The sequence below is a fragment of the Methanococcoides seepicolus genome, from assembly GCF_023684405.1.
Taxonomy (GTDB): domain Archaea; phylum Halobacteriota; class Methanosarcinia; order Methanosarcinales; family Methanosarcinaceae; genus Methanococcoides; species Methanococcoides seepicolus.
The window spans coordinates 1-21,479 of record NZ_JAGSOI010000010.1 but is presented as its reverse complement, the minus strand read 5'-3'; the positions used below and the strand labels follow the sequence as shown (position 1 = coordinate 21,479).

24 protein-coding genes, 1 tRNA gene and 1 pseudogene are annotated in these 21,479 nt (G+C 41.8%); 13 read left to right on the top strand and 13 right to left on the bottom strand.

Annotation, left to right across the window (positions count from 1 at the left end; all coding sequences use genetic code 11):
* Positions 1-53: 53 nt before the first annotated feature.
* Together KDK67_RS04005 and KDK67_RS04000 are read right to left on the bottom strand one after the other, a co-directional pair.
* Positions 54-557: a GTP-binding protein gene (locus tag KDK67_RS04005; protein ID WP_276575059.1), complete on the bottom strand. Its 504-nt coding sequence runs from the start codon at positions 555-557 to the stop codon at positions 54-56.
* Positions 558-892: 335 nt separating this feature from the next.
* The gene (locus tag KDK67_RS04000) at positions 893-1,795 is read right to left on the bottom strand and encodes an RAD55 family ATPase (RefSeq protein WP_250867542.1); all 903 of its coding nucleotides are present in this window, start codon (positions 1,793-1,795) and stop codon (positions 893-895) included.
* Between the two features lie 172 nt (positions 1,796-1,967).
* Here KDK67_RS04000 and KDK67_RS03995 point away from each other — a divergent pair, with 172 nt between their 5' ends.
* The 10 genes from KDK67_RS03995 to KDK67_RS03955 all read left to right on the top strand — a co-directional run bounded on the left by KDK67_RS03995 (position 1,968) and on the right by KDK67_RS03955 (position 9,784).
* On the top strand, positions 1,968-4,445 hold the full coding sequence (locus tag KDK67_RS03995) for a DEAD/DEAH box helicase (protein WP_250867541.1): 2,478 nt from the start codon (positions 1,968-1,970) through the stop codon (positions 4,443-4,445).
* Positions 4,446-4,535: 90 nt separating this feature from the next.
* Positions 4,536-4,907, top strand: coding sequence for a DUF3467 domain-containing protein (locus KDK67_RS03990; RefSeq protein ID WP_250867540.1), 372 nt, complete (start codon positions 4,536-4,538; stop codon positions 4,905-4,907).
* A 138-nt stretch (positions 4,908-5,045) separates the two neighbouring features.
* A complete protein-coding gene (locus KDK67_RS03985; protein ID WP_250867539.1) occupies positions 5,046-5,270 on the top strand; it encodes an LSM domain-containing protein in 225 nt (74 codons plus the stop codon).
* A 23-nt stretch (positions 5,271-5,293) separates the two neighbouring features.
* Positions 5,294-5,647 (top strand): helix-turn-helix transcriptional regulator, encoded by a 354-nt coding sequence (locus tag KDK67_RS03980; protein WP_250867538.1) that lies wholly within the window; start codon positions 5,294-5,296, stop codon positions 5,645-5,647.
* 98 nt (positions 5,648-5,745) lie between these two features.
* Positions 5,746-5,823: transfer RNA gene (locus KDK67_RS03975), tRNA-Glu, on the top strand.
* A 395-nt stretch (positions 5,824-6,218) separates the two neighbouring features.
* Positions 6,219-7,337: an aldehyde dehydrogenase family protein gene (locus tag KDK67_RS03970; RefSeq protein WP_338101229.1), complete on the top strand. Its 1,119-nt coding sequence runs from the start codon at positions 6,219-6,221 to the stop codon at positions 7,335-7,337.
* Positions 7,300-7,584 carry an aldehyde dehydrogenase family protein gene (locus tag KDK67_RS14415; RefSeq protein ID WP_338101230.1) on the top strand — a complete coding sequence of 95 codons (285 nt, stop codon included), beginning with the start codon at positions 7,300-7,302 and terminating at the stop codon, positions 7,582-7,584. Before KDK67_RS03970 ends, KDK67_RS14415 begins: the two co-directional genes overlap by 38 nt.
* A 1-nt stretch (position 7,585) precedes the next feature.
* Positions 7,586-8,776, top strand: a complete 1,191-nt coding sequence (locus KDK67_RS03965) for a thiamine pyrophosphate-binding protein (protein WP_250867537.1) — start codon at positions 7,586-7,588, stop codon at positions 8,774-8,776.
* The gene (locus KDK67_RS03960; RefSeq protein ID WP_250867536.1) at positions 8,776-9,216 is read left to right on the top strand and encodes a thiamine pyrophosphate-dependent enzyme; all 441 of its coding nucleotides are present in this window, start codon (positions 8,776-8,778) and stop codon (positions 9,214-9,216) included. The genes KDK67_RS03965 and KDK67_RS03960 overlap by 1 nt, the downstream gene beginning before the upstream one ends.
* A gap of 190 nt (positions 9,217-9,406) precedes the next feature.
* A complete protein-coding gene (locus KDK67_RS03955; protein WP_250867535.1) occupies positions 9,407-9,784 on the top strand; it encodes a hypothetical protein in 378 nt (125 codons plus the stop codon).
* A gap of 24 nt (positions 9,785-9,808) precedes the next feature.
* On the opposite strand, the gene KDK67_RS03950 is transcribed toward KDK67_RS03955, so the two are convergent.
* The 5 genes and pseudogenes from KDK67_RS03950 to KDK67_RS03930 form a co-directional block, all read right to left on the bottom strand.
* The gene (locus KDK67_RS03950) at positions 9,809-10,435 is read right to left on the bottom strand and encodes a hypothetical protein (RefSeq protein WP_250867534.1); all 627 of its coding nucleotides are present in this window, start codon (positions 10,433-10,435) and stop codon (positions 9,809-9,811) included.
* Positions 10,436-10,573, bottom strand: a complete 138-nt coding sequence (locus KDK67_RS03945; protein WP_250867533.1) for a hypothetical protein — start codon at positions 10,571-10,573, stop codon at positions 10,436-10,438.
* A 309-nt stretch (positions 10,574-10,882) separates the two neighbouring features.
* Positions 10,883-11,206, bottom strand: coding sequence for a heterodisulfide reductase-related iron-sulfur binding cluster (locus tag KDK67_RS03940; RefSeq protein WP_250867532.1), 324 nt, complete (start codon positions 11,204-11,206; stop codon positions 10,883-10,885).
* A pseudogene (locus KDK67_RS03935) lies at positions 11,188-11,646 on the bottom strand (transposase); the annotation flags it as partial. The pseudogene KDK67_RS03935 and the gene KDK67_RS03940, both read right to left, overlap by 19 nt.
* A gap of 152 nt (positions 11,647-11,798) precedes the next feature.
* Complete coding sequence (locus KDK67_RS03930) at positions 11,799-12,461, bottom strand: SagB/ThcOx family dehydrogenase (protein ID WP_250867531.1); 663 nt, start codon at positions 12,459-12,461, stop codon at positions 11,799-11,801.
* A gap of 58 nt (positions 12,462-12,519) precedes the next feature.
* Between KDK67_RS03930 and KDK67_RS03925 the strand changes: the two genes are divergently transcribed.
* From KDK67_RS03925 to KDK67_RS03915, 3 genes are all read left to right on the top strand, one after another.
* Positions 12,520-13,239 (top strand): DUF434 domain-containing protein, encoded by a 720-nt coding sequence (locus KDK67_RS03925; protein WP_250867530.1) that lies wholly within the window; start codon positions 12,520-12,522, stop codon positions 13,237-13,239.
* A 329-nt stretch (positions 13,240-13,568) separates the two neighbouring features.
* On the top strand, positions 13,569-14,285 hold the full coding sequence (gene cuyB / locus KDK67_RS03920; protein WP_250867529.1) for a cysteate racemase: 717 nt from the start codon (positions 13,569-13,571) through the stop codon (positions 14,283-14,285).
* A 69-nt stretch (positions 14,286-14,354) separates the two neighbouring features.
* Positions 14,355-14,984, top strand: a complete 630-nt coding sequence (locus KDK67_RS03915; protein ID WP_250867528.1) for a hypothetical protein — start codon at positions 14,355-14,357, stop codon at positions 14,982-14,984.
* Between the two features lie 356 nt (positions 14,985-15,340).
* Here KDK67_RS03915 and KDK67_RS03910 read toward each other — a convergent pair whose 3' ends face one another.
* From KDK67_RS03910 to KDK67_RS14410, 6 genes are all read right to left on the bottom strand, one after another.
* Complete coding sequence (locus KDK67_RS03910) at positions 15,341-15,610, bottom strand: SRPBCC family protein (protein ID WP_250867527.1); 270 nt, start codon at positions 15,608-15,610, stop codon at positions 15,341-15,343.
* Between the two features lie 215 nt (positions 15,611-15,825).
* The gene (gene ablB / locus KDK67_RS03905) at positions 15,826-16,665 is read right to left on the bottom strand and encodes a putative beta-lysine N-acetyltransferase (RefSeq protein ID WP_250867526.1); all 840 of its coding nucleotides are present in this window, start codon (positions 16,663-16,665) and stop codon (positions 15,826-15,828) included.
* Positions 16,662-17,969: a lysine 2,3-aminomutase gene (kamA, locus tag KDK67_RS03900; protein ID WP_250867525.1), complete on the bottom strand. Its 1,308-nt coding sequence runs from the start codon at positions 17,967-17,969 to the stop codon at positions 16,662-16,664. Before kamA ends, ablB begins: the two co-directional genes overlap by 4 nt.
* 742 nt (positions 17,970-18,711) lie before the next feature.
* Entirely contained in the window at positions 18,712-19,416 is a 705-nt protein-coding gene (locus tag KDK67_RS03895; RefSeq protein ID WP_250867524.1) for an LrgB family protein, read from the bottom strand.
* Entirely contained in the window at positions 19,409-19,720 is a 312-nt protein-coding gene (locus KDK67_RS03890; RefSeq protein ID WP_250867523.1) for a CidA/LrgA family protein, read from the bottom strand. Before KDK67_RS03890 ends, KDK67_RS03895 begins: the two co-directional genes overlap by 8 nt.
* A 137-nt stretch (positions 19,721-19,857) precedes the next feature.
* A complete protein-coding gene (locus KDK67_RS14410) occupies positions 19,858-21,255 on the bottom strand; it encodes a DEAD/DEAH box helicase (protein ID WP_250867522.1) in 1,398 nt (465 codons plus the stop codon).
* Positions 21,256-21,479 lie beyond the last annotated feature (224 nt).

The window sequence follows — 21,479 nt, the reverse complement described above, 5'->3', positions numbered from 1 at the left end:
CCCTGATGCTTGCTACCCAGTTCCCCGATCCAAAAGATCAACAAGGTCATCAATTAATTGCCTACTAGCGTTTCGATGAACTTTCCAAACCCTTCATCGTGATCCCTAGCTGAAAATTCAAATATGCTAACATCCGGATTGATAGCTTCAAGCATATATCTTATTGAAGATACCTTAGCCATATCTGTAGAATCGATCTTGTTTATACCGATAATATCCGATTCCCTGATCTGTTTAATGATGAAATTTGGCAATTTGGCAATTTCACTGCTAAAAGTGCCTGCATCTAAAAGGTATACAAGCAGGAAGGACAGATCCTCAAAAGGCATGTATTCAAGGCTTTCTTTTATCTGAGCTGGAAAGGCAGGACCTTCAAGCTCTATGAACACAAATTCAGGGACAGACTTATCAGCCATCACCTTTAGTGTCTTTTCGACAGCAAACCGCAAACTGCAAGGCACACATTCAACAAATAATTCTTGTATAGAGATTCCCTCAAAGGGGAGGGAACTATCATCAAGCTTTGTATCGCCTTCACCTATAATTATTATTGCCAGTTTCTTGCTTATTTCACCAAGATATGTTCAGATCTTGCCTATTAAGGTAGTTTTCCCACTTCCCTGCAAACCACATAAAAGAATTGTTCTCATTGAACTCCCCGTATTACCTTTTTGGATCTGTTAACGTATAAACATGGCCTTCTTGCCAGATAAAAAGTAACTAAATAATATCAGCATAAAGAAAATCCGAAAAAATAGCAGATCATTGGGAAAATGTATTTTCAAATAACAATGAAGTTCGGTGAAAAAGCAGCTAACATTCCATGAAAGCAGTTGAACTCTTTAAGGAAAAAGGGAAAACAAAGTGAAATATTGCCCCATGCTGTCGTTCATCATGCAATATCCTTTGAAGTATCGATCTGCACACCTTCTGAAACTTTGAACTTGAGAACGTCCGAATTAGGCACCATTCCGCGTATCTTGGGAATTGCGAGCTTGCTTATTACATGATCACAGCTGTGGTCAACGCTTACATCGAAGATGACATCAGAAGCGTTAAGCACCTCATTTTCAATATGCTCATCGTAGCATCCTTTCAATGAATAAAGATAGACCATGCTATTGGTCTCTTTAGAGGTTTCGTAGATTATGTTGGTAAACCTCTTCAACAGACCGGGATTCACATTGAGATTCATGAAGAATGAGAAATTGTCAAAGATAATGTTGATATCTTCATCGACAGCATCGTTCTGGATGTTGTGCAGATTATATTCCGTGAACTCGAGGATCTTGGAGTCGACATACTCATTGCCCACATTATCGATCATATCACCCAGTGGAGTAAAATAATATTCACTGTAGATATCGACAAATACGATGTGAGATGGATCAAGATTCTGATTTATTATATCCCTCATGATATATTTAGGTCTGCGCCCTGTGGTAAAATAGTATGTCTTGCGTGATTGAGTAAATTCGTAAAGGAAGACCTCTGCCATTGATCTGGGATCTGCCGAAAAATATATCATGGAACTAAGTGGCAAACCACCGCCAAGGCTTCGGTCCAGAACGTAGATACCAGTAGGTGAAATGATAGGACCCTTATAGACCGGAGTCTGAGGTTCAGGCACTTGATCACGAGTAAGAACTTTCGACTTTGGGACGGCACAGAAGTCAAGTTTCCGGCGGTTGGGAATCTCTTCTGAAGTAGAGCATTCTTGTACTGCCATATTTTGCATCTCCGACGACTTCGGAGTAAGTATTACTTCTACACCCATAGAAAGACTACCTGACATGTTCTACCCCCCATAACGTCATTACTCAGTACAATCCAATACAATTATTGAGTAAGTGTATACACGCATATAAAGAGTGTGAACACGAATACCTACGTGTGCATACATCAAATCTAAAAAAGGTTTGGACAAACATGATTTATATGTGAGTGCACCTCTTTGAAATCAGAAAATGACTTTGTGGACATTCCTAAAAGCTGAGAAAGCAAAGGTCATAGTAATGGCCATCAAGGACCGTAAAAGAGTGCCACTCCTGACCGGAGAGCTCATCCTTCGCACATCCCCTGCAGGCCCACGTCCGCATAAATTTCGCGTGGTCAAAGATGATAAAGAGGAGTTAAGACAACCAGAGGAGTTCATTGAGCTTCTCAGGATCTCAGAGCGCATTCTTATCGATATTGAGAGTGAAAAGAGGAGCGAAGCTGCAGTCCGGGAACTTCTGGATGATTTCCACCTGGAATCGGAAGATGTGCATGTGTGCAGGTTCTGCCTGCTAAAGAAACAGTTCAATTTCATTAATAAGAAGTCGATCAAATATCATCACGAACTAATTTGCGAGGATTGTGCAAAGGAAGAGCTTGAGATGGCACTTCGTAATGCACATCGTTATATTGGTGATGAGGCTGCAGATCGCATCCTGCAGATCATGCTCACCACGCGTGACCTTGACCGTACCATAGGCATGCTGAGCCCGGAAGAACTTGACCTTGAATATACACGGTTCGATACGATAGAGCAACAGACACATGCCAATAAGATAAAGATAAAGGATGTCCCGCTCTCAAAAAAGCTTAAAGATATACTGCTTCAAAAATCCGATACATTCCTGCCGGTACAATCACTATCCATCGAAAAGGGATTGCTGGAGAGAAGGAATCAGCTTGTTACATCAGTTACTGCTACCGGAAAGACCCTTATTGGAGAAATCGCGGGTATTGAGAACATCTTGCATGGACACGGAAAGATGCTCTATCTTGTCCCTCTTGTGGCACTGGCGAACCAGAAATATGATCAGTTCAACAAACGTTATTCAGGGATAGGGCTCAATACCTCGATAAGAGTAGGAAGTTCGAAGATAAGGACATCGAAGACAAAAAAGATGAAAAGGGGACTTGATGCCGACATTATAGTGGGTACATATGAAGGTCTTGACGTTATACTTCGTACAGGGGATGCCGATCTTCTGGGACAGATCGGTACTGTGGTCATCGATGAAGTGCATATGATAGAAGACTCTGAGCGTGGTCACCGTCTGGATGGAGTTATCGGGAGGCTCAAATACGTTGCATCAGGTGCACAGTTCATTTACCTTTCAGCAACTGTGGCAAAACCAAAGTTGCTCGCAAAAAGACTCAATACCGAGCTTGTGGAATATGAATACAGGCCGGTACCCATTGAAAGACATCTGCTTTTCTGCCCGGAGAGCAGCAAGATCAGACTGATGACAAAGCTTGCCAAGGACGAGTATGCCAAGGTCTCTTCGAAGGGACACCGGGGACAGACGATCATATTCACAAATTCACGCCGGAACTGTCACAGTATCGCACAGGCAATATCGATACCCGCATCCCCATACCATGCAGGTCTTTCAATGGAGGAGAGAAAGAAGATCGAAAGGCGGTTCGAGAAGGGAGACATACCGGTCGTGGTAACTACAGCAGCCCTTGCAGCAGGAGTGGATTTCCCGGCCTCACAGGTCATCTTTGAATCCCTCGCCATGGGTATAGAATGGCTGAACATGCAGGAGTTCCTTCAGATGCTTGGCCGTGCGGGAAGGCCTGACTTCCATGACAGGGGTATTGTTGTCTTGCTTGCCACCCCTCAAAAGCATTATACCAGTGAGCAGACCGGTACTGAAGAGGAAGTTGCCATCAGGCTGTTGAATGGCGAGATGGAACATACGGATGTGAAGTATGGTGAAGAAGAACAGATAGAGGAGATCCTGGCAACCGCTGCTGTAACCACATCTAAAAGGGACCTGGAGACCATACACAGGAACATGCTGGCGGACTTTGCCTTTAGTTCATTGCTTGCTAAATTGAAAAAGAAGAAGTTTATTACGATAAAGGATGATTCCATCGCACTTACGAAGTTCGGAAGTATTGCCGCAGGACATTTTCTTTCGATATCAAAGGCGTTCTTGATACGTGATGCGGTCCTTTCCGATCATAGAGCCATAGAGATAGTCACAAATCTCGAGTTCTTTGAGGCTGTTTATTTCAAGTATGCAGCCCAGATATCAACTGCCCTGAAGATAAATATGCCTTCAAGGGTGTTCCAGGGAGCTTCAATGGATATTGTTATGGAGGGTGAGAACCTTTCGAAACTTGAGACCAAGATGCAGGACCAGATACTGGACTTTGCTGCGGATTTCCTGACGTGTGGATGCAAGGATAGCCCATTTTGCGGGTGTCCTGAGCATTTGTTCTCCGAGAAGATCATCAACATGAGGATGGATGGTTATGATCCTATACAGATAGTCAGGCAGCTTGAGGATAAATACGGTATTACTGCATATCCGGGAGATCTGCTCGGATATCTTGATGATACTATAAGAAACCTTGATGCTGTTGAGAGGATAGCGGCAGTATATTCAAAGAAAGATATCGCACATTCTGCAAAAGATTTGAAAAAGCTCATTGAAGGATAATATGGGTTTATTCCGAATAGGACAAACCCTTTTAAGCGATGTTGACAATTACTTTCCAAATAAGGCATGGTTTTTGAAGGATATATTAATATGACTGAAGATAAGATCGCTCCCGAAGGGAAAGTTGCAAAGAAGTTGAAGATAGAGGTCGTTAAACCTGAGAACTTTAAACAGACCTATGCTATTGGTGCATTGGGTGGTCACAGTCCTTACGATTTTAGGATCGGTTTCTATAATGACAGCCCTAAAGGGTTTGAGAAATCTTCGAATTCACAGGTCATACAGAGATCCATCGAGACAGAAGTGATCATGTCACCTCTTGCCGCACTGGAACTATCACACTGGCTTGAACAGCATATTCGCGACTTTGAAGCTATGTTCGGACCTATCGCGAAAGTGAAGAACCATCTGCGTCCGGTAGAACAGCCAGAAGATACAGCCGAAATACAGGGATATATCTAAGAAATCACCTACGCCCTGCAATTTGTGGGAACGATGTTTTGATTCTAATCGGCAACCATAAATAGTAGGCAGAACACTTTACTTTTCCCGTATATAGTATTGATTATTATCTATTAACAATGATGTGAGGATACGATCTTGTTCCCAAATAAGAAAGTTCAGAAAATGATTGGATCTAAAGTCCAGGTAGAGATGAAGGGCGACCAGCACATCCTTGAAGGTACATTACAGAGTGCTGATGATTACCTTAACCTGCATCTTGTGGACACTACAGAGCTCGCTGATGGCGAACGTCTACGATCACTTGGTTCCGTTGTATTGAGAGGAAACAACATAATATTGATAGTGCCTGTAGAGAACTAAGATTTTATTTCCCGGAAAGAACCATGGAAATAGAAGAGAAGACTCTAAAGATCATACGCGATAGCAAGGACGGCGTCTATCAGAACGAGCTCTGGAAGCTTCTGGAGATAGACAGCCGTAAATGCTCAAGGATACTCAACAAGCTGATCAAAGCGGAGCTTATATCCCGCGAATCATCTGTTAATAATGGAGCTAGTACCTACCTTATAAAGGTAGTTACCCCAGAAGAGGAATCCTTCGATCTACTCCTTGCAGGAGAGATGTTCTCCCCTTGCGCAGGTTGCAGGCTTGCCTGCCAACCAGAAGAATGTGAACTGTTGTCAGACTGGATCAGCCAGCTGAGCGCAGAACCCGTAGAGACAGAAGAAGAAGAATAAGCCATTCCAAGCGAAAGGTATATATCCCCAATCGCCCTTATAGGGCTCGCTTCAATGCGAAGGATTAAAGCCCGCATTAAAGCGAGTAAAAACAGCGTGCTCCGGTAGTGTAGTCCGGCCAATCATTCCAGCCTTTCGAGCTGAAAACTCGGGTTCGAATCCCGGCCGGAGCACCAATATAACTTTTTTAAAATGTAATTAAACAATACATAAACATTTTGCTATTACAATTAAGCATCTTTTCTGAAAATTCTGCTAACACAGAGCCAACGGCTACAAGTATGGAAGGATTAACATGCATAGTCTGAAACTAGAGTCCCAGAGAACTTATTCTCTGCTTTTCACGATCAATACTACATTTTTCAGACACTCCAAGCAGTGGGGATGGGGTGTGAGCTTTCGTATCATACAAATTCATGCATGCAAGATCCATGAAATTATATTGGACTCCCTCACAATTTGTTTTATATCGCATAACCAACAACATTGATATGGGTAAATGAGGGGGATTTGAAAAACCCTGTAAGGTAGGGCTTGAGATTGTATTCCTCCAATCTACGGGAGTAATCACATGAAGAAAATGGTCTCTATGAATCCGGCAACAGGGGAAATAAATGAGGAATTTGAATACTATTCAGAAGAGAGGATCAACCGGGCCTTAACAAAGGCAAGGACTACTTTTCTTGAATGGAAGGATCTTGACATTTCCGAAAGAGCGCATTATCTAAAGACTGCGGCTGCACAACTAAGAAAAGACAAGGATGAACTGGGCCGTATCATAACGATCGAGATGGGCAAACCCATCAAGGAATCAGTTCCCGAAGTGGAGAAATGCGCGTGGGCTCTCGAATATTTTGCGGAGAATGCGGAGAATTTCCTTGCACCGGAAGCTGTGGAAACCGACGCCCTGGATTCTGGAGTCTCATTTGAACCAAAGGGAGTGATACTCAGCATGATGCCCTGGAATTTCCCGTTCTGGCAGGCCCTTCGTTTCAGTGCACCGGCACTTGTAGGAGGCAATACGGTCATACTGAAGCATGCCAGCTCCGTGCCCAGGTGTGCCCTTGCGATTGAAAAGGTGTTTGCTGATGCAGGCCTTCCAGAAGGTGCATTTCAGACCCTGCTTATCGACGGCAGGACCGCCTTGGAACTCATCGCAAGGGATGAGATCGCAGCAGTCACTTTCACAGGCAGCCTTAATGCAGGCAGCAAGGTGGCGGAAGCTGCAGGCAGGAATATGAAAAAGGCTGTGCTTGAGCTTGGAGGCAGTGATCCGTTCATCGTTCTTGATGATGCCAATGTGGAGATGGCCGCAAAGGCAGGAGTGAACAGCCGCTTCCAGAACGGCGGCCAGCGTTGCATTGCAGCCAAACGTTTCATTGTTACCGAAGCTGTGGCCGATGAATTCCTGCGTATTTTTATCGGGTCCGCACGACAGCTGAAGGTCGGGGACCCAATGGACCCACAAACAGATGTTGGTCCCCTGGTCAATACGGAACAGGTCGATATCATTGATGCACAGGTAAAGGATGCTGTGAACAAAGGTGCCGACCTCCTGCTTGAAGGGGGAAGACTTGACAGGCCAGGGTCATTTTATGCACCTGTGATCCTCAGTAATGTTAACGAGAACATGCGTGTGTTGAAGGAGAGACATTCGGACCGTTGCCCCTATTATCATTGTCAAGGGTGAGGAGGAGGCCATACGGGTTGCAGGCAACAGCGATTTCGGGCTTGGTGCCAGCCTGTGGACCGAAGATAGGGAACATGCAATGGAGATTGAAAAACGTATTGAATCCGGCATATTGTCGGTGAACTCAATGGTTGCCTCGGACCCCCGCCTTCCCTTTGGCGGTGTCAAGAAGAGCGGCATAGGACGAGAACTGTACAAGTATGGACTCTATGAGTTCATGAACATCAAGTCGATCAAGGTGTATTGATATGAAAGGAAGCGAACTGTTTGTCAAGTGCCTGCAAAACGAGGGCGTGAAATATATTTTTGGTATCCCGGGAGAAGAAACACTGGATCTCATGGAGTCCTTTTCGAGATCAGACATTAAATTCATTGTGGTAAGGCATGAACAATCCGCGGCATTCATGGCGGATGTGTGCGGCCGCCTGACAGGCAGGCCCGGTGTCTGCCTCTCCACCCTGGGTCCGGGAGCTACCAATCTCATGACCGGTGTGGCAGATGCCCATCTTGACAGGGCACCCCTTGTGGCCATTACCGGTCAGGGTTCCCTTGACAGGGCGTATAAGGAATCCCACCAGTTTCTGGATGTTGCGGGAATGTTCAGCAAGATAACTTCCTGGAACGCAACTGTGACCGCTGCACACCAGATCCCGGAACTGGTAGGGAAAGCCTTTGATATAGCCAAGGATGTGCCTGGAGCTGCTCATATTGAGCTGCCTGAGGACGTATCCGCCCAGGAGACCAATGCACTGCCCCTTGAGAAAAAAGAATACTCCCATTCATGTAGCTTTGATGAAAAGGAATTGCATAAAGCGATCGAACTTATCTCGGGTGCGACCAGACCTTTGATCATTGCCGGGAACGGTGTGATCCGCGAGAATGCTTCCCCTGAGCTGGAACAGTTCGTGGAGGCAGCCAATATAGGCGTTGTTACAACTTTCATGGGGAAAGGTGCAATTCCCGCAGACAATGATCATTTTATAGGTTCCATGGGGATGTCCGAACAGGATTACATCATATGCGGTCTGGACGCAGCGGACGTGGTCATTGCCGTTGGATTCGATTCCGTGGAATACAGCCCGGACCACTGGAACATGGACGGTTCAAAAACCATTATTCATGTTCAAAACAGGCATCCTGAAATAGAGGCCAGCTATATCCCGGAATGTGCACTCCTAGGCACACTTAAGGCAACCCTCCGTGCAATGACCTCTGCAGTTACCCCGCAGGAATTCCCGGACCATTACAGGAATATCAAGACTTCAATGGAAGACGAATTACTTCGCTACAAGGATGACCCCGCATTCCCGGTGAAACCCCAGCGCATTCTCTGGGAGGTCCGACAGAAACTTGATCGCGAGGACATCCTTATCAGCGACGTAGGTGCTCACAAACTCTGGATCGACTGTATCCAGCACTTGCCCCTAACACCGTACTGATGTCGAACGGCCTGGCTGCCATGGGATTTGGCCTACCTGCCGGCATAGCGGCCTGCCTTATGCGCCCTGAAAAGAAAGTTGTGACAATCGCAGGAGATGCCGGTATCCTCATGAATATCCAGGACCTGGAAACCGCTGTGAGACTGGACTGCGATCTTGTGATCATTATCTTTGACGATGCATCCTACGGTCTTATCGAATGGGAAAGCAATACTAAATTCGGGGAATCTTTCGGCACCTCTTTCAAGAACCCGGACTTCGTGGGACTAGCAAACAGTTTTGGTGCCAAAGGAATACGCGTAAGCAGCGCTAACGAACTTGGTGATGCCCTGCAATCTGCCTTAAAGGAAGGAGGCGTCTGGTTGATCGACGTCCCCGTTGATTATTCGGAAAATATGAAACTTACAACAATACTGGAAGGCAAGTATTGTACTGTTTAAGCGGTTACTTCCAAAATGCCATGACCTTTGATCTCTGCAGCAACCTTGCTAGATATACTGTATATCACGTTTGAGATCTGATTGGATATACAACTAAACTGATCTATGCGAGAACTCCAGGAGTGAACCTCTCGGTGCTTTCGGTGAGCTGCATCACTACCGTCCAGAAGATCATATTTCTGGAGAGTAATTGGAAGATATCCGTCAGTCTGTTTTGGATATCCTTAATGATGGTCGTGACACTCTCCTGCAGTATGATGCTGATGGTGTCCTCTCTTATGATCATGACGATAGTGGCATGGAAGATCAAGCCGTTGATGACTATGTCCCTATCCGGGAATTCGTTCCTTATGGCATGCTGCAGCGTGAGAGCTTGGAGGCCTGGCTTGCTTCCATTCCTGATTTAGATAACCGGTACTATTGTGAAGGCCTGATTGATCTTTATTGTGAGATTCAGGAGAATAAAGATCTTCCTTCTAAGATGAAGCGTTTGTATGTCGCAGATCTTCCGAAGCCTCCTGCAACGTTCAAGATAATATCTCGTTTTGTGGAGGGTGGTAAACTGTGAATAGCGATAGCTATAGATTTTAGTTTATGTTTTATCGTTGAATGAAATTCTTTTAATATCGCTTTCTGTAAATAGTATTTCTTCCCATATTTGAATTTCATCGATACATTCTTGTTTTTGATCTCTAATAATCATAGATGGTTTGTCTATTAGTATCATTTTTTCGTCATCTGCATCTCCAGAATATCGCTTAACCCTTCCATAAAATTCCTCATCTGATGATGTGATGATGTATGCGTATTTTCCTTTTTTTTTGGCCAGGTTACTAAGTGTAACAACCCATACACTGTCGTTATTGATCTTGTTTCCATCACCGTGTTTTTCATTTTTACGTCTTTTTCCTATGAAGCTGCCTAATATAATTGCAGCTAAATACATGAAAATTATTGTGCTGTAATCTAATGAGATAGCAGTGGGTTTTACAAATGCGTCTGAATATGTTATCAACTTAAAAAAAGCCAATATACTTTTTATTATATTGGCAATTACAAAGAATAATACGCTTACGAATAAACTAAGAAAATAATATTCGTGTTCGTATATTTTCTTTTTGTTATATGCTGATAATTCATAAATGATATGCAAAAATAAAAATCCTGGTACTAGGAAGATTGCTGCTACAATAATTTCGTTGTTTGCAATCTCTATCATTCATTTTCTGTCCTTTTTAGGATTTGCCACCCTAGGCCTTGGTAAATCGTCTGCTTCTATTTCATGTGATTTTAAACATTTGGACGAATCGGTGTTATTAAATTCACTTAGTTGTTTATCTGATTTTTTGTTTTCCATTTTTTCACCAATGTTGACTCTAATTTATTTTAACTGTCTTCTCTTATACGTGTTTGGATATATATATCTTTCTTTCATGTCTTTTTTACTTGTGCACCCGATTCATCCCCTCCTCCCCTCCGACCCGGCCAGATCCAGCAAAAAACAGCAGGTCTTTGCTCTCTTCTGTTAGTATGTACATACGTTAGTTATCTTTAACAAAATTAAAAAGAAGGTTAAAGAGAGAGGAAAAGTGGAAAAGATAAAAGAGAACATACACCAAAAACAAAATAAAGAAACAGGGCTGACCTTCATCAACCCATTCTAGCTTTAACGGCGGTTTATGCAGCTTTTTCCAAGAAGTTCAATTGCCTGTCCCATGAACTGACCGATGGCCTCTGTAGGATCATAGGTCACCTCGATTCCCATTGAATCACACAGGAGATCTGTGATATCCTTTTGTTTTACAGGGGCTTCCATCATATTGGAAATGAGGTTAAGCTGGGATGCACATCCTGCACAGTTGGTCACAAGATAGTCGGCTCCCGTTTCAGTAGCCTCACCGATACGCTTCTGTCCGCAATGGGCCACTGTTGGAAGATCATTGAATGCGGTTACAATGCCACAACAGAGGGCTTCTTTTCTGTTCTCCACGAATAATAGTAACTACAATGACCGCTCGTAAATCCACTCGAATCAATGGCAGTGATCTCAATCTTTTCACCATGAGAATAAAAGAGTTTTAGTGTTTGTTGTAGCAATCCGCTGAAATAAACAGAGTTGAGTCTTGTAATGAATTTATGAAGTGTGTTCCAGATTGAAAATCTGGAACTCCCACTAAATCTATGATTTAATGGAATAGTAAAGTGTGGAACCTGTTTTAATCCAATTCTTGTTTTTACCTCATCCATTACTTCGACAAGTTCAACAATATCTCTATAATCTTCATTCAGATACTCTTTCAATAGAACCAATGTCAATAGTTGATGTTGTGTATATTTTCTTTTGGAATACTTGCAACTATAGATCTGAAGGTGTGAGTTACCTGATACAGCTAGCGCTGTATCAACAAACTTTAAATATTTGTTAGGCAAAACACAATCATCCCCTTTGTGTTTTCTGTGATACGTAATACTCAGGGGATAATCCTTTTTAAAATTTTATGTGGAAATTAAATAAAAAAATAGGTTTTCTACAGAGCCAAAATTAGCGTTATTTATATAAGGTACATGAGTAAAGAATGATGTTATACATACCCTATCGATAATATCAGCAATGGATCTTCATTGGCTGGCAGGTTAAGGATGGAAGCAACCTTCGCATCATCAAACGCACCCGTCACACACGTCCCAATGCCAAGTGACATTCCCTGCAGACAGATGTTCTCAGCAGCGCAACCCCCTTCGATATGTACATACCTGATTCCACGAGTTCCATACTTTACCGTTGTGCGTGAGTAATCCGCCGCAATCACGACAACCGCAGCAGCGTCCCTGATATGTGGTTGTGACAACGAAGCTTTGCAGAGCTCATCCCTTCTGTCACCATCACAGATCCGTATCAGTGAATGCCGGGCTGGAGCATATCTGTATACACCAACGTCCAGTCCCCTTACATTGCCAGCAATCAGATACACCTCAAGCGGATAAAGAGCACCTGCTGACGGTGCTGTCCTGAAGAACTTATCCATGGTCATTCCTTGTGCAGCCCACAGAATTTGGGACACATTCGAAAGAGATAATGGATTGTCGGAATAGGAACGAATGGACCGCCTTTGAGCAAGGGTCTGTTCGATGGAAATGTTGCCAGCAAGGGCCGGATCCGGAAGTTGGAGCTCAGGCAATGGGTCCGCAGGTTTTGTTCCTGCATCAAGCTGATCATTCTCATTTCTTTCGACATATCTACTCATCAAAATAATAGATTGGTGTGCGACATCTATAAATCTTACTCTTAGCAAACTATTTGCAATGTCTGATAGACAATTGCTTCCAGCCGATCAGCTGAAAGAAAAGCTTTCAGAACCCGCAATGGACATAAGGTATCTTCTCTCCAGAGGATATAAGAGAAAGAGTGCAATTACCTTTGTAAGCAACCATTACCGATTGACAGTACCGGAAAGGCATATACTCACAAGACTTGTTTTCTCACCAAAAAAAGCAGACCACCGCAACAAAAAGAAGCTTGAATGCTCCCAATTAAAAGGATGCGATGTCTTTGTTGACGGCTATAATGTCCTTATAACCATAGAGACTGCACTCAAAAATGAACCCCTATGGTTTGCAGATGATGGATTCCTGCGGGATACAAGTGGAATATTCAGTAATCACAAGATCACGGATACTACTTGTATGGCAGTTGATGAAATGCTCTCAACTCTTGCAAATTTGAAAGTAAGGTCGGCAACCATCCTTCTTGATTCCCAGATGAGCAACAGTGGAATACTTGCAGAGCTTATATGTGAAAGAGTCAAAAATAAAACTTTCAAGGGCGATACAAGGACATCAAAACATGTGGATTTCGATCTCAAGGAAGCGGGAGCAAATACAGTAATAGCAACTGCTGACAGTGTAATAGTAGATGCAGTAGATAAGGTGGTTGACATCACGGAATGCTGGTTGAAGCAGAATTCGAGATCATTGGAGGTCTTTAGTTTGAATCCTCATATAATGGATAAGTTCGAAAATTGAGATAATGTGGTTTTTACGGTTGATGATAAAAATACAAATTAATTTATGCTAATAGCCCAATTCAAACTATAGGCACTGGGATGGGCATAAATTTAATTTAGTTATTCTTTCGCAAGATCAAATTATTCCCTTTTACTCACACTACGTGGACGAGTTGGGAAATAATCTTTTGATCTGGTTTTGGAAATGAGGGGATCTTATCATCTGTGGGGATAAGCATCTGAATTCGAAAGAAAGGATGAATCTCGTGAATTAGAGACATTGCTATAATAATCTCAAATGGGGATCGAGTGCTAAATGTGGCAAAAGGGGAAGTTTGGGGGAATATTATGACAGCTAAAGCAAGTGATAAAACGGTTGGTATTTTAGGTGGCATGGGATCTGAATCGACAGCATATTTTTTCTTAAAGGTGATCAAAAGCACTCCTGCCAGGAAGGATCAGGACCATTTAAGGATCATCGTGGACAATAATTCCAATATACCTGATCGTACACAAGCGATCCTTGGAATGGGGGAAAGCCCCGTCGATGAAGCACAAAAAACCATCCATAATTTAGAAACTGCTGGTGCAGAGATCATAGCAATACCATGCAATACTATGCATTATTATTATTCTGAACTACAGGACAGCACAAAGATACCCATACTAAACATGATCTCAGAAACTGCATCACACATTTCTGACGTATTTCCAGATATTAAAAAGATCGGGTTATTGGCTACTACTGGCACACTGGAAACCAGACTATATCATAAGGCAATAAATGAGATCGAAATATTAACTCCGGATGAAGAGCTACAAAAAAAAGTCATGAATTCAATTTATGGTGAACAAGGAATTAAAACAGGATATACATCTGGAAGTTCACGGAACGAGATCTTAGAAGTAATTGAAGTACTGATCGACCAGGGGGCAGAGGCTATAATACTTGGTTGCAGTGAGCTTTCTTTGCTTTCAATTGAAGACGAAGTGTCTGTTCCATTGATACACCCTTCACAGGTCTTAGCAGATGTGGTCATAAAAACGGCAAGGATGGAGACATGACTTCAAATTAAAGATAAAGCTACAAAAAACATTGTCGGCTTTATAACATCATAACTCTTCATAACCTATATGAAAGTCGATGTGCAGGGCTTATACCGACAATTCTATGTTGACAATAATTTTGAAAGGGAAGACATATTTAAGTCCCTGATATCCAGATTCAACATTAATAACGCTCTTTACCCGGGAAGTTTTGTTCATATTACTCCTTCTTTTTTCATTTCTGAGGTCTTATATGTTGATAGTGATCCACGAGCAAAGAAATTCTTTGAGCAAGAAAATTCAGTTGCTGATATGATCTCAACGAAAAAGACCTATGATACAGATGCTGTTTTCCATTTCATATCGTCTGATTACTCTCTATCACTTGATCTTAAAGAAAAGAGCTACGATCTGCTCATCTCACAATATGCTGGTTTTGTTTCACAGGCATGTAAAAAATATCTGAAAACAGGTGGGATCCTGCTTGCAAATAATAGTCATGGGGATGCCGGAATGGCATTCATAGATGATGATTACGAATTCATTGCTGCTGTTTATGTAAAAGGTGGTAGCTATCACATCACAGACAGGAATCTTGGATTCTATTTCATTCCAAAGAAGCATATAAAGGTTACAAAAGAATACCTCGAGAAACTTGGGAAAGGAATAGGGTACACAAAAACAGCAAATTCGTATATTTTCAGGCGAGTTTCCTGAGAAGTTGGTTTTTAGTATTTCATGGTGGTATTGTTTACATCGAAATAGAGGAAACAAAAAACACAGATGATCACCATTCACAGAAAAGCTAAAGATAACTTAAATGAACAATATTTAAGAACATGTCTCATGCTGACGATCTTAACTGTTGAAGAAGGATATATTAAAAGGATTTAATGGCCTGACTTTTCTAATAAGCCTTTAAGATTTCCTCCCTCTTCTCTCATATGTATCCTAATAGCCTCAACTCTCTTTTTTGCAATTTTTGAAAGCAACCATCCAAATCGAAAAGAAAGTGTGGCTGTAAATACACTTCCATTACTATTGTGAGGTTCTATGGAGAAAGACCCGTATGGTCAAATAATGGAATGTGGAAATAGGGTTTTATATTCTATCAATTCACCTTTTTTGATCTTGGTTATTTCAAAACTTATTTTTTCCAGTTTACCGTTGAGATATTCCTCAGCGTAAAGGATCGCCCCTTTCTCAAAATTCTTCCCTCTGATCCATTTTGCAATCACATGGTCCTTATGCCAGTATGTGTAATTTTCTGAAAAATGATCAAACCATTCAAAAATGACTTCTGGAGGTCGGTTTATTGTTACAGAATCTTTTAATGTGAGCATATTTCAAATCCCCTATCCCCTTGCTAATATCAATTGAGAATGAACATTTGTATTTATTCCTAAAATAAGTTGGTGGAGTTCACTTCTTTGAAGTTAACTGTGTACTCACGATCTAATATGGCTTCTATAATTCGAATCTCAAGCTCTTACAAAATTGTAATAATGAAATAAGAGATGTTTCTCACATATAAAAAAAGATGATCGATAAATAAATATCAATCGATCTGAAAATTTCGATACCAAATATTCATGCTTTCAATATTGCCAGATATATTGGTATTATTTACAAGTCTTCCATAATATTCATATCCGCATTTTGCAAACACAATATTCATTCCATATGAGCTGGCTCTTGCAATGGTATATGCAGTTTTGATACCCTTTGCTTTCATTTCATCTTCCATTTTTCTAAGCAAATATGAAGATAAGCCCTTTCCCCGGAATTCAGGCAATGTTGCAAAATCTGTCATTTCCACATTCGAGTGACCGTATTCTATTTCAGAAGAAGAGAGTGCAATAATTTTTTCTTCTTTGAAAGCTCCGAAATACACTACATTATCCTCTATTGTTTTTAAGAGGTAATTGGGATCATGTATGGGAAAAGGATAGGTTTCAAATGTTTTTTTATACAGATCAGCCATCTGTGTAATATCATTTTTATCGCATATTCTAATCGAGTATTCGGATGGAACATTGGTCTGTTGATCATTTCTTTTTGATAGAGCTGTCGTTACCACATTTTCATGCATTTCATTCAAACAGTCAATGCTTCTCTTATCATCAAGGAATTTGCTCATGATCACTGCATTTTCTTTCCCATCATAATATCGTGGGATCGACGCTTCACAAAGATAATCTCTATCACAAAGAAGTTCTTTGAAAGATTCCGGAACCTTTGTGAATATCTTTGAATAGCTTTCCTTTTCTGCAAGAGCATCCAGTTTATCCAGAAGTAAAGGTATATCTTCTGGATTGGATCTCATGAGATATATGCGATCATTATACCTCCCATGCTGGATAATGGAGTTGCCGATCTTCTCAATAGTATCCTTCAAGTCCTTCTCTCCATCCTCTCATTCTCTTCAGGAACAAGACTTGTGGTGTCATCATAATCCGCAAGCAGTTTGGCAATACCAATTCCCTTATACTCTGTAGCGTCGTCAAGTTTAAGCTGAAGATTGCACTTTTCGCAGTTACGATCACAATATATTTGTTTGTATGATTCCGGTTCTTTGTAGGTGGTAATAACACCTTCATAATTACGAAGGATCACACGGTTTGTCGACCAGGAGATGATATAATTGGGCATAACTGGTATTTTACCTCCTCCATGAGGGGCATCAATAACATAAGTAGGAATGGCGAACCCACTTGTATGGCCAATCAAATTTTCCATTATTTCTATTCCTTTGCCTATGGGTGTCCTGAAATGGGACAGGCCTTCTGAAAGATCGCATTGATACAGATAATATGGACGAACACGATTTTGAACCAGTTTATGAACCAGTTTTTTTATAATTCTCTGGCAGTCATTTACGCCTGCAAGTAGTACCGTTTGATTTCCAAGAGGAATGCCGGCATCTGCAAGCTTTTTAAGCGCTTGTCTGGAGGAAAATGTGACTTCTCTGGGATGATTGAAATGTGTATTTAGCCAGATAGGATGATGCTTTTTCAAAATGCCCACAAGTTCATCTGTAATTCGGTATGGAAGTACAACCGGCATCCTGCTGCCAATACGAATCACTTCTACATGAGGAATACTATTTATTTCAGTAAGGATCCAATCCAGAAAATCATCAGACAACATAAAAGGATCCCCGCCTGAAAGTAATACATCCCTTATTTGTGGAGTGTTCCTAATGTACTCGATACCCTCAAGTATTTTCTCTTTTTCAGGTATGTAATCAATGTCCCCAACTTTTCTTTTACGTGTGCAATGGCGGCAATACATGGAACAGACATTGCTTATGTGGAAAAGAACTCTATCAGGATATCTGTGAGTTATACCTTCAACAGGGCTATCTGTATCTTCCGAAAGAGGATCTTCAAGTTCGTCCACTGATACAGTTAGTTCTTCCGGTGAAGGGAATGATTGTAGGAAAATAGGATCGTTTCTGAAATCCTCAGAATCTATCAATGATAGGTAGTAGGGTGTGATAGACAATGGGAATTTGTCCAGCGTTTCTTTGAGCTTCTCTTTCTCAGGTGGCTCAAAATTTATTCCAAGCAGTCGCTCGAAAGTTTCTATATCCCTAATTGAATGTTTTAATTGCCAATTCCAATCCTTCCACTTATCCAGAAAGTCATCAGAATCGATCATTGTTGCTATTTCTTTTTGTTGCTTACTGTATTTTTCCATTGAAAAACCACGGGTAAAGTTTCGGCTTTAAAATAGTATCTATAATTTGCCATCCAAAATTAGCACAAAAAAGCACATGGATCTTGAATCAGATAGATACTTTCAGTCACTTTTCATTGACTGTAGCCTATAAAATAAAAATACACCTACATTATTAGGTTGTGTATTCCATAAAATGAAGATAATATATGATATACTTGTCCCCCTTCATAGAAGAGACTAAAATTAGATCTGATATAAGGATTGGAATAAATATTTGCAAATTCAATCAATTTATTGTGAAATCTCGGTTTTTTGACGTCACCTATAACTATCGATTTTTTATGTTAGTAGAAAAGGAATTTAATGGCAGTAATCAGGGATCGAATTGCCGACCGCATCGGGCAATCTTTGGGCGACCCTACCCCACTATTCTCCCCGTCTCAGGTCGACCTTAAGGATTTACAAATGCCAAATAAACTTTGAATATTTATGGGCTTTCACACCCAATGGCGTTCTACCTTCTGATTCACTGCCTCACCGTACTGTTTATGGTACGGTAATAGATAATATGTTTTAAAACTATTAATTGATTTTGATATACAACCTGATAACAAAAAAGAATTTGACTTTGTCTAGATATTATTTCCTAAAACCGAATTATCATATATATATTTAATCATAAAAAGTTTCATGAGCATGTTTTCAACAAAAAACATAAGGTGATGAATTTAACGTATTGGTATAACCAGTTTCACTTATCTCACATCAGAAGCTTGGCCAGTATCGGAGCAAGGAAAACTGTAACCAATCCGGCAATGCCAATTGCCATCCCGCTCATAGCTCCCTCGGTCTCTCCCATCTCGACGGCCTTGGTCGTACCGAGGGCATGGGAAGAGGTTCCTATGGCAATTCCCACTGCCACTTTGTCGTTTATTCTGAACAACTTACATACCAGAGGACCCAGTAGAATGCCTGCTATTCCTGTGAATACTATGGCTGCAACAGTTATGGATGGCATACCTCCAAGCTGACTGGATATCTCCATTCCTATGGGCGTTGTAACAGATTTTGGTATCATGGAGATGCTTAGCAGCTCATCAAGCCCGAACATCCTGCACATGACTATTATGCTCACAATACCTGCTGCAGATCCTACACTGATCCCTGCAAGAATTGGAATCACATTCTCCTTAAGAAGGCTGATCTTCTTATACAGGGGCACAGCCAGGATGACAGTAGCAGGCCCAAGGAAGAAAGATATGTATTGTCCTCCCCTATTGTAATCATCAAAGGTTATGTGTAAGCTCAGCAGAAGACCAATTATCATCAGCATGCTCAGTACCAGTGGGTTCAGTAGGGGGGAACCTGTCCTTTTGTAGAGCAGGCAACCCGCATAGAATGTTAGTAGAGATATCCCTATGCCAAAGATCGGAGACCCTGTCAGAGAAGAGATAAGTTCACTCAACAGATTTCCTCCTTTTCATCAGTATCTGTACCGTCATACCGGTCACCACTGTAATGATGAAGGTCGAGACCACAGATATGAAAAGCAGGGCAGTCCATTTTCCTTCAAGTATGGAAAAACAGGTTATCAGTCCCACAGCTGCCGGTATGAAAAAAAATGAGAGATGCTTCAGCAGGAAGTTGCTCACATCTTCGATCATGGATAGCTTGAGGATACCAGTTAACAGAAGGATTAGTAATAGCATCATTCCCAGTATATTACCGGGAATCGGAAGGTTGAGGTAATTATGGAGGATATCTCCCATAAAGCATATAGCGAGAATTATAACTAACTGGATGATATACCTAATTGGGATCATTTTCGTTTTTTTGGAGTAAGGTCAGTAGCAGACAGTAGCATTTTCAGTCCATGAATAAATTCATGAACCGATAAAATGCTCAATTACTGACTGTTTTTAGGCTTACCTGAGCCTCGACCAGAATTCCGACCTGAGTTTTTCTTGGATGTACTCTTAGCCTGGCCTCTATTGGCGTTCTCTGATCTTCCACCCTTATTTTTACTATCCTTATTGCTACTACTACTACTACTTCTACCGCCTTTGCTTTCTCCTTTTTTACCCCTGCCCCTTTTAGGTCCGGCACTTCCTGTTCGTCCTCTCTGTTGCTTGGGAGCTGGCTTTGCTGCATCACCTGTGGCATTCTTCGCCTTTTCGGAATGGTAATTATGTTCTGCGACCTCTATCTCCATGTCGGTGAGTTTTTCTATCTCGCGCAGGAAGTCACGTTCATCAGCTGCACAGAAAGAGTATGCTGTTCCCTCAGCTCCTGCTCTTGCTGTACGTCCTATTCGGTGTACGTAGCTTTCAGGGATATTCGGCAGGTCATAGTTTATTACGTGTGATATGTCCTCGATATCAATTCCTCGGGCAGCTATGTCTGTTGCAACCAGTACACGCAGTTGTCCGGACTTGAAATTCTGAAGTGTTTTTGTACGGTGGGTCTGGGACTTGCTGCCATGGATAGCACCTGCATTTATATTGTTCTTATTAAGCATCTCAGTGACCTTATTGGCACGGTGCTTTGTACGTGTGAATACGAGGACACAGTCCAGATGTTTGCCTCTTAGTAAATGCAAAAGCAATTCGTTCTTGTTATCCGAATCCACGAAAAAGATGAACTGCTCTATGCGCTCAACAGTTGTTGCCTGCGGGGTAACCTCAACCTGTGCAGGATTGCTGAGCATCTTCCTGGCAAGTGCGGATATCTCCGGGGACATGGTGGCTGAAAAGAAAAGGGACTGACGCTTTTTTGGCAGCATATCGACAATTTTGTTCACGTCGTTGAGGAACCCCATGTCAAGCATCCTGTCCGCTTCATCAAGGACAAAATACTCCACACTGGAAAGCCTAATATGGCCTTGTTGTATCAGGTCCAGCAGTCTGCCCGGGGTTGCTACAAGGCAATCCACACCCTTTGAGAGAGCTCTTACCTGTGGTGTCTGTCCAACTCCTCCGAATACAACTGTATGCTTGTAACGGGTGTATTTGCCATACGTGGCAAAACTATCCCCTATCTGTGCTGCAAGTTCCCTTGTGGGCGCAAGCACAAGCACTCGCGGACTTCTTGGCTTCACTGTCTTGTGGGATGCAGACATATTCTGGAGAATCGGTAATATGAATGCAGCTGTCTTGCCTGTACCTGTCTGAGCGATACCGATCATGTCCCTACCATCCAACAGATGGGGGATGGATAGTTCCTGTATCGGAGTAGGTGTTGTATATCCTTCTTCGGTTAATGCCCGCTGAAGCGGGTATATTAAATTTAAATTATCAAATGACACGTTATACCTCTGGTTATAATATCAAAATCGTTGGAATTTATCTGACCCATCTTATTGATAAGAGATAATCTTGGTGGTTAATGAGCCAAGATATATAGAGAATTTCAAATTAGCTCATAATTCCCCCCATTCTAGTTTGATAACACCTTCCTTAAAAAAAACTACCAAACAAATTACTACCTTCAACCTTATTTTGTAACTCAGTAAGCACCAGCAATTGATAT

Excerpts from the sequence above, each read along its gene's own strand:
- KDK67_RS04000 (WP_250867542.1), bottom strand. The coding sequence starts at position 1,795 with ATGTCAGGTAGTCTTTCTATGGGTGTAGAAGTAATACTTACTCCGAAG.
- KDK67_RS03995 (WP_250867541.1), top strand. The coding sequence starts at position 1,968 with ATGACTTTGTGGACATTCCTAAAAGCTGAGAAAGCAAAGGTCATAGTA.
- KDK67_RS03990 (WP_250867540.1), top strand. The coding sequence starts at position 4,536 with ATGACTGAAGATAAGATCGCTCCCGAAGGGAAAGTTGCAAAGAAGTTG.
- KDK67_RS03980 (WP_250867538.1), top strand. The coding sequence starts at position 5,294 with ATGGAAATAGAAGAGAAGACTCTAAAGATCATACGCGATAGCAAGGAC.
- KDK67_RS03970 (WP_338101229.1), top strand. The coding sequence starts at position 6,219 with ATGAAGAAAATGGTCTCTATGAATCCGGCAACAGGGGAAATAAATGAG.
- KDK67_RS03965 (WP_250867537.1), top strand. The coding sequence starts at position 7,586 with ATGAAAGGAAGCGAACTGTTTGTCAAGTGCCTGCAAAACGAGGGCGTG.
- KDK67_RS03960 (WP_250867536.1), top strand. The coding sequence starts at position 8,776 with ATGTCGAACGGCCTGGCTGCCATGGGATTTGGCCTACCTGCCGGCATA.
- KDK67_RS03950 (WP_250867534.1), bottom strand. The coding sequence starts at position 10,435 with ATGATAGAGATTGCAAACAACGAAATTATTGTAGCAGCAATCTTCCTA.
- KDK67_RS03945 (WP_250867533.1), bottom strand. The coding sequence starts at position 10,573 with ATGGAAAACAAAAAATCAGATAAACAACTAAGTGAATTTAATAACACC.
- KDK67_RS03930 (WP_250867531.1), bottom strand. The coding sequence starts at position 12,461 with ATGAGTAGATATGTCGAAAGAAATGAGAATGATCAGCTTGATGCAGGA.
- KDK67_RS03925 (WP_250867530.1), top strand. The coding sequence starts at position 12,520 with ATGTCTGATAGACAATTGCTTCCAGCCGATCAGCTGAAAGAAAAGCTT.
- cuyB (WP_250867529.1), top strand. The coding sequence starts at position 13,569 with ATGACAGCTAAAGCAAGTGATAAAACGGTTGGTATTTTAGGTGGCATG.
- KDK67_RS03915 (WP_250867528.1), top strand. The coding sequence starts at position 14,355 with ATGAAAGTCGATGTGCAGGGCTTATACCGACAATTCTATGTTGACAAT.
- KDK67_RS03910 (WP_250867527.1), bottom strand. The coding sequence starts at position 15,610 with ATGCTCACATTAAAAGATTCTGTAACAATAAACCGACCTCCAGAAGTC.
- kamA (WP_250867525.1), bottom strand. The coding sequence starts at position 17,969 with ATGGAAAAATACAGTAAGCAACAAAAAGAAATAGCAACAATGATCGAT.
- KDK67_RS03890 (WP_250867523.1), bottom strand. The coding sequence starts at position 19,720 with ATGGGAGATATCCTCCATAATTACCTCAACCTTCCGATTCCCGGTAAT.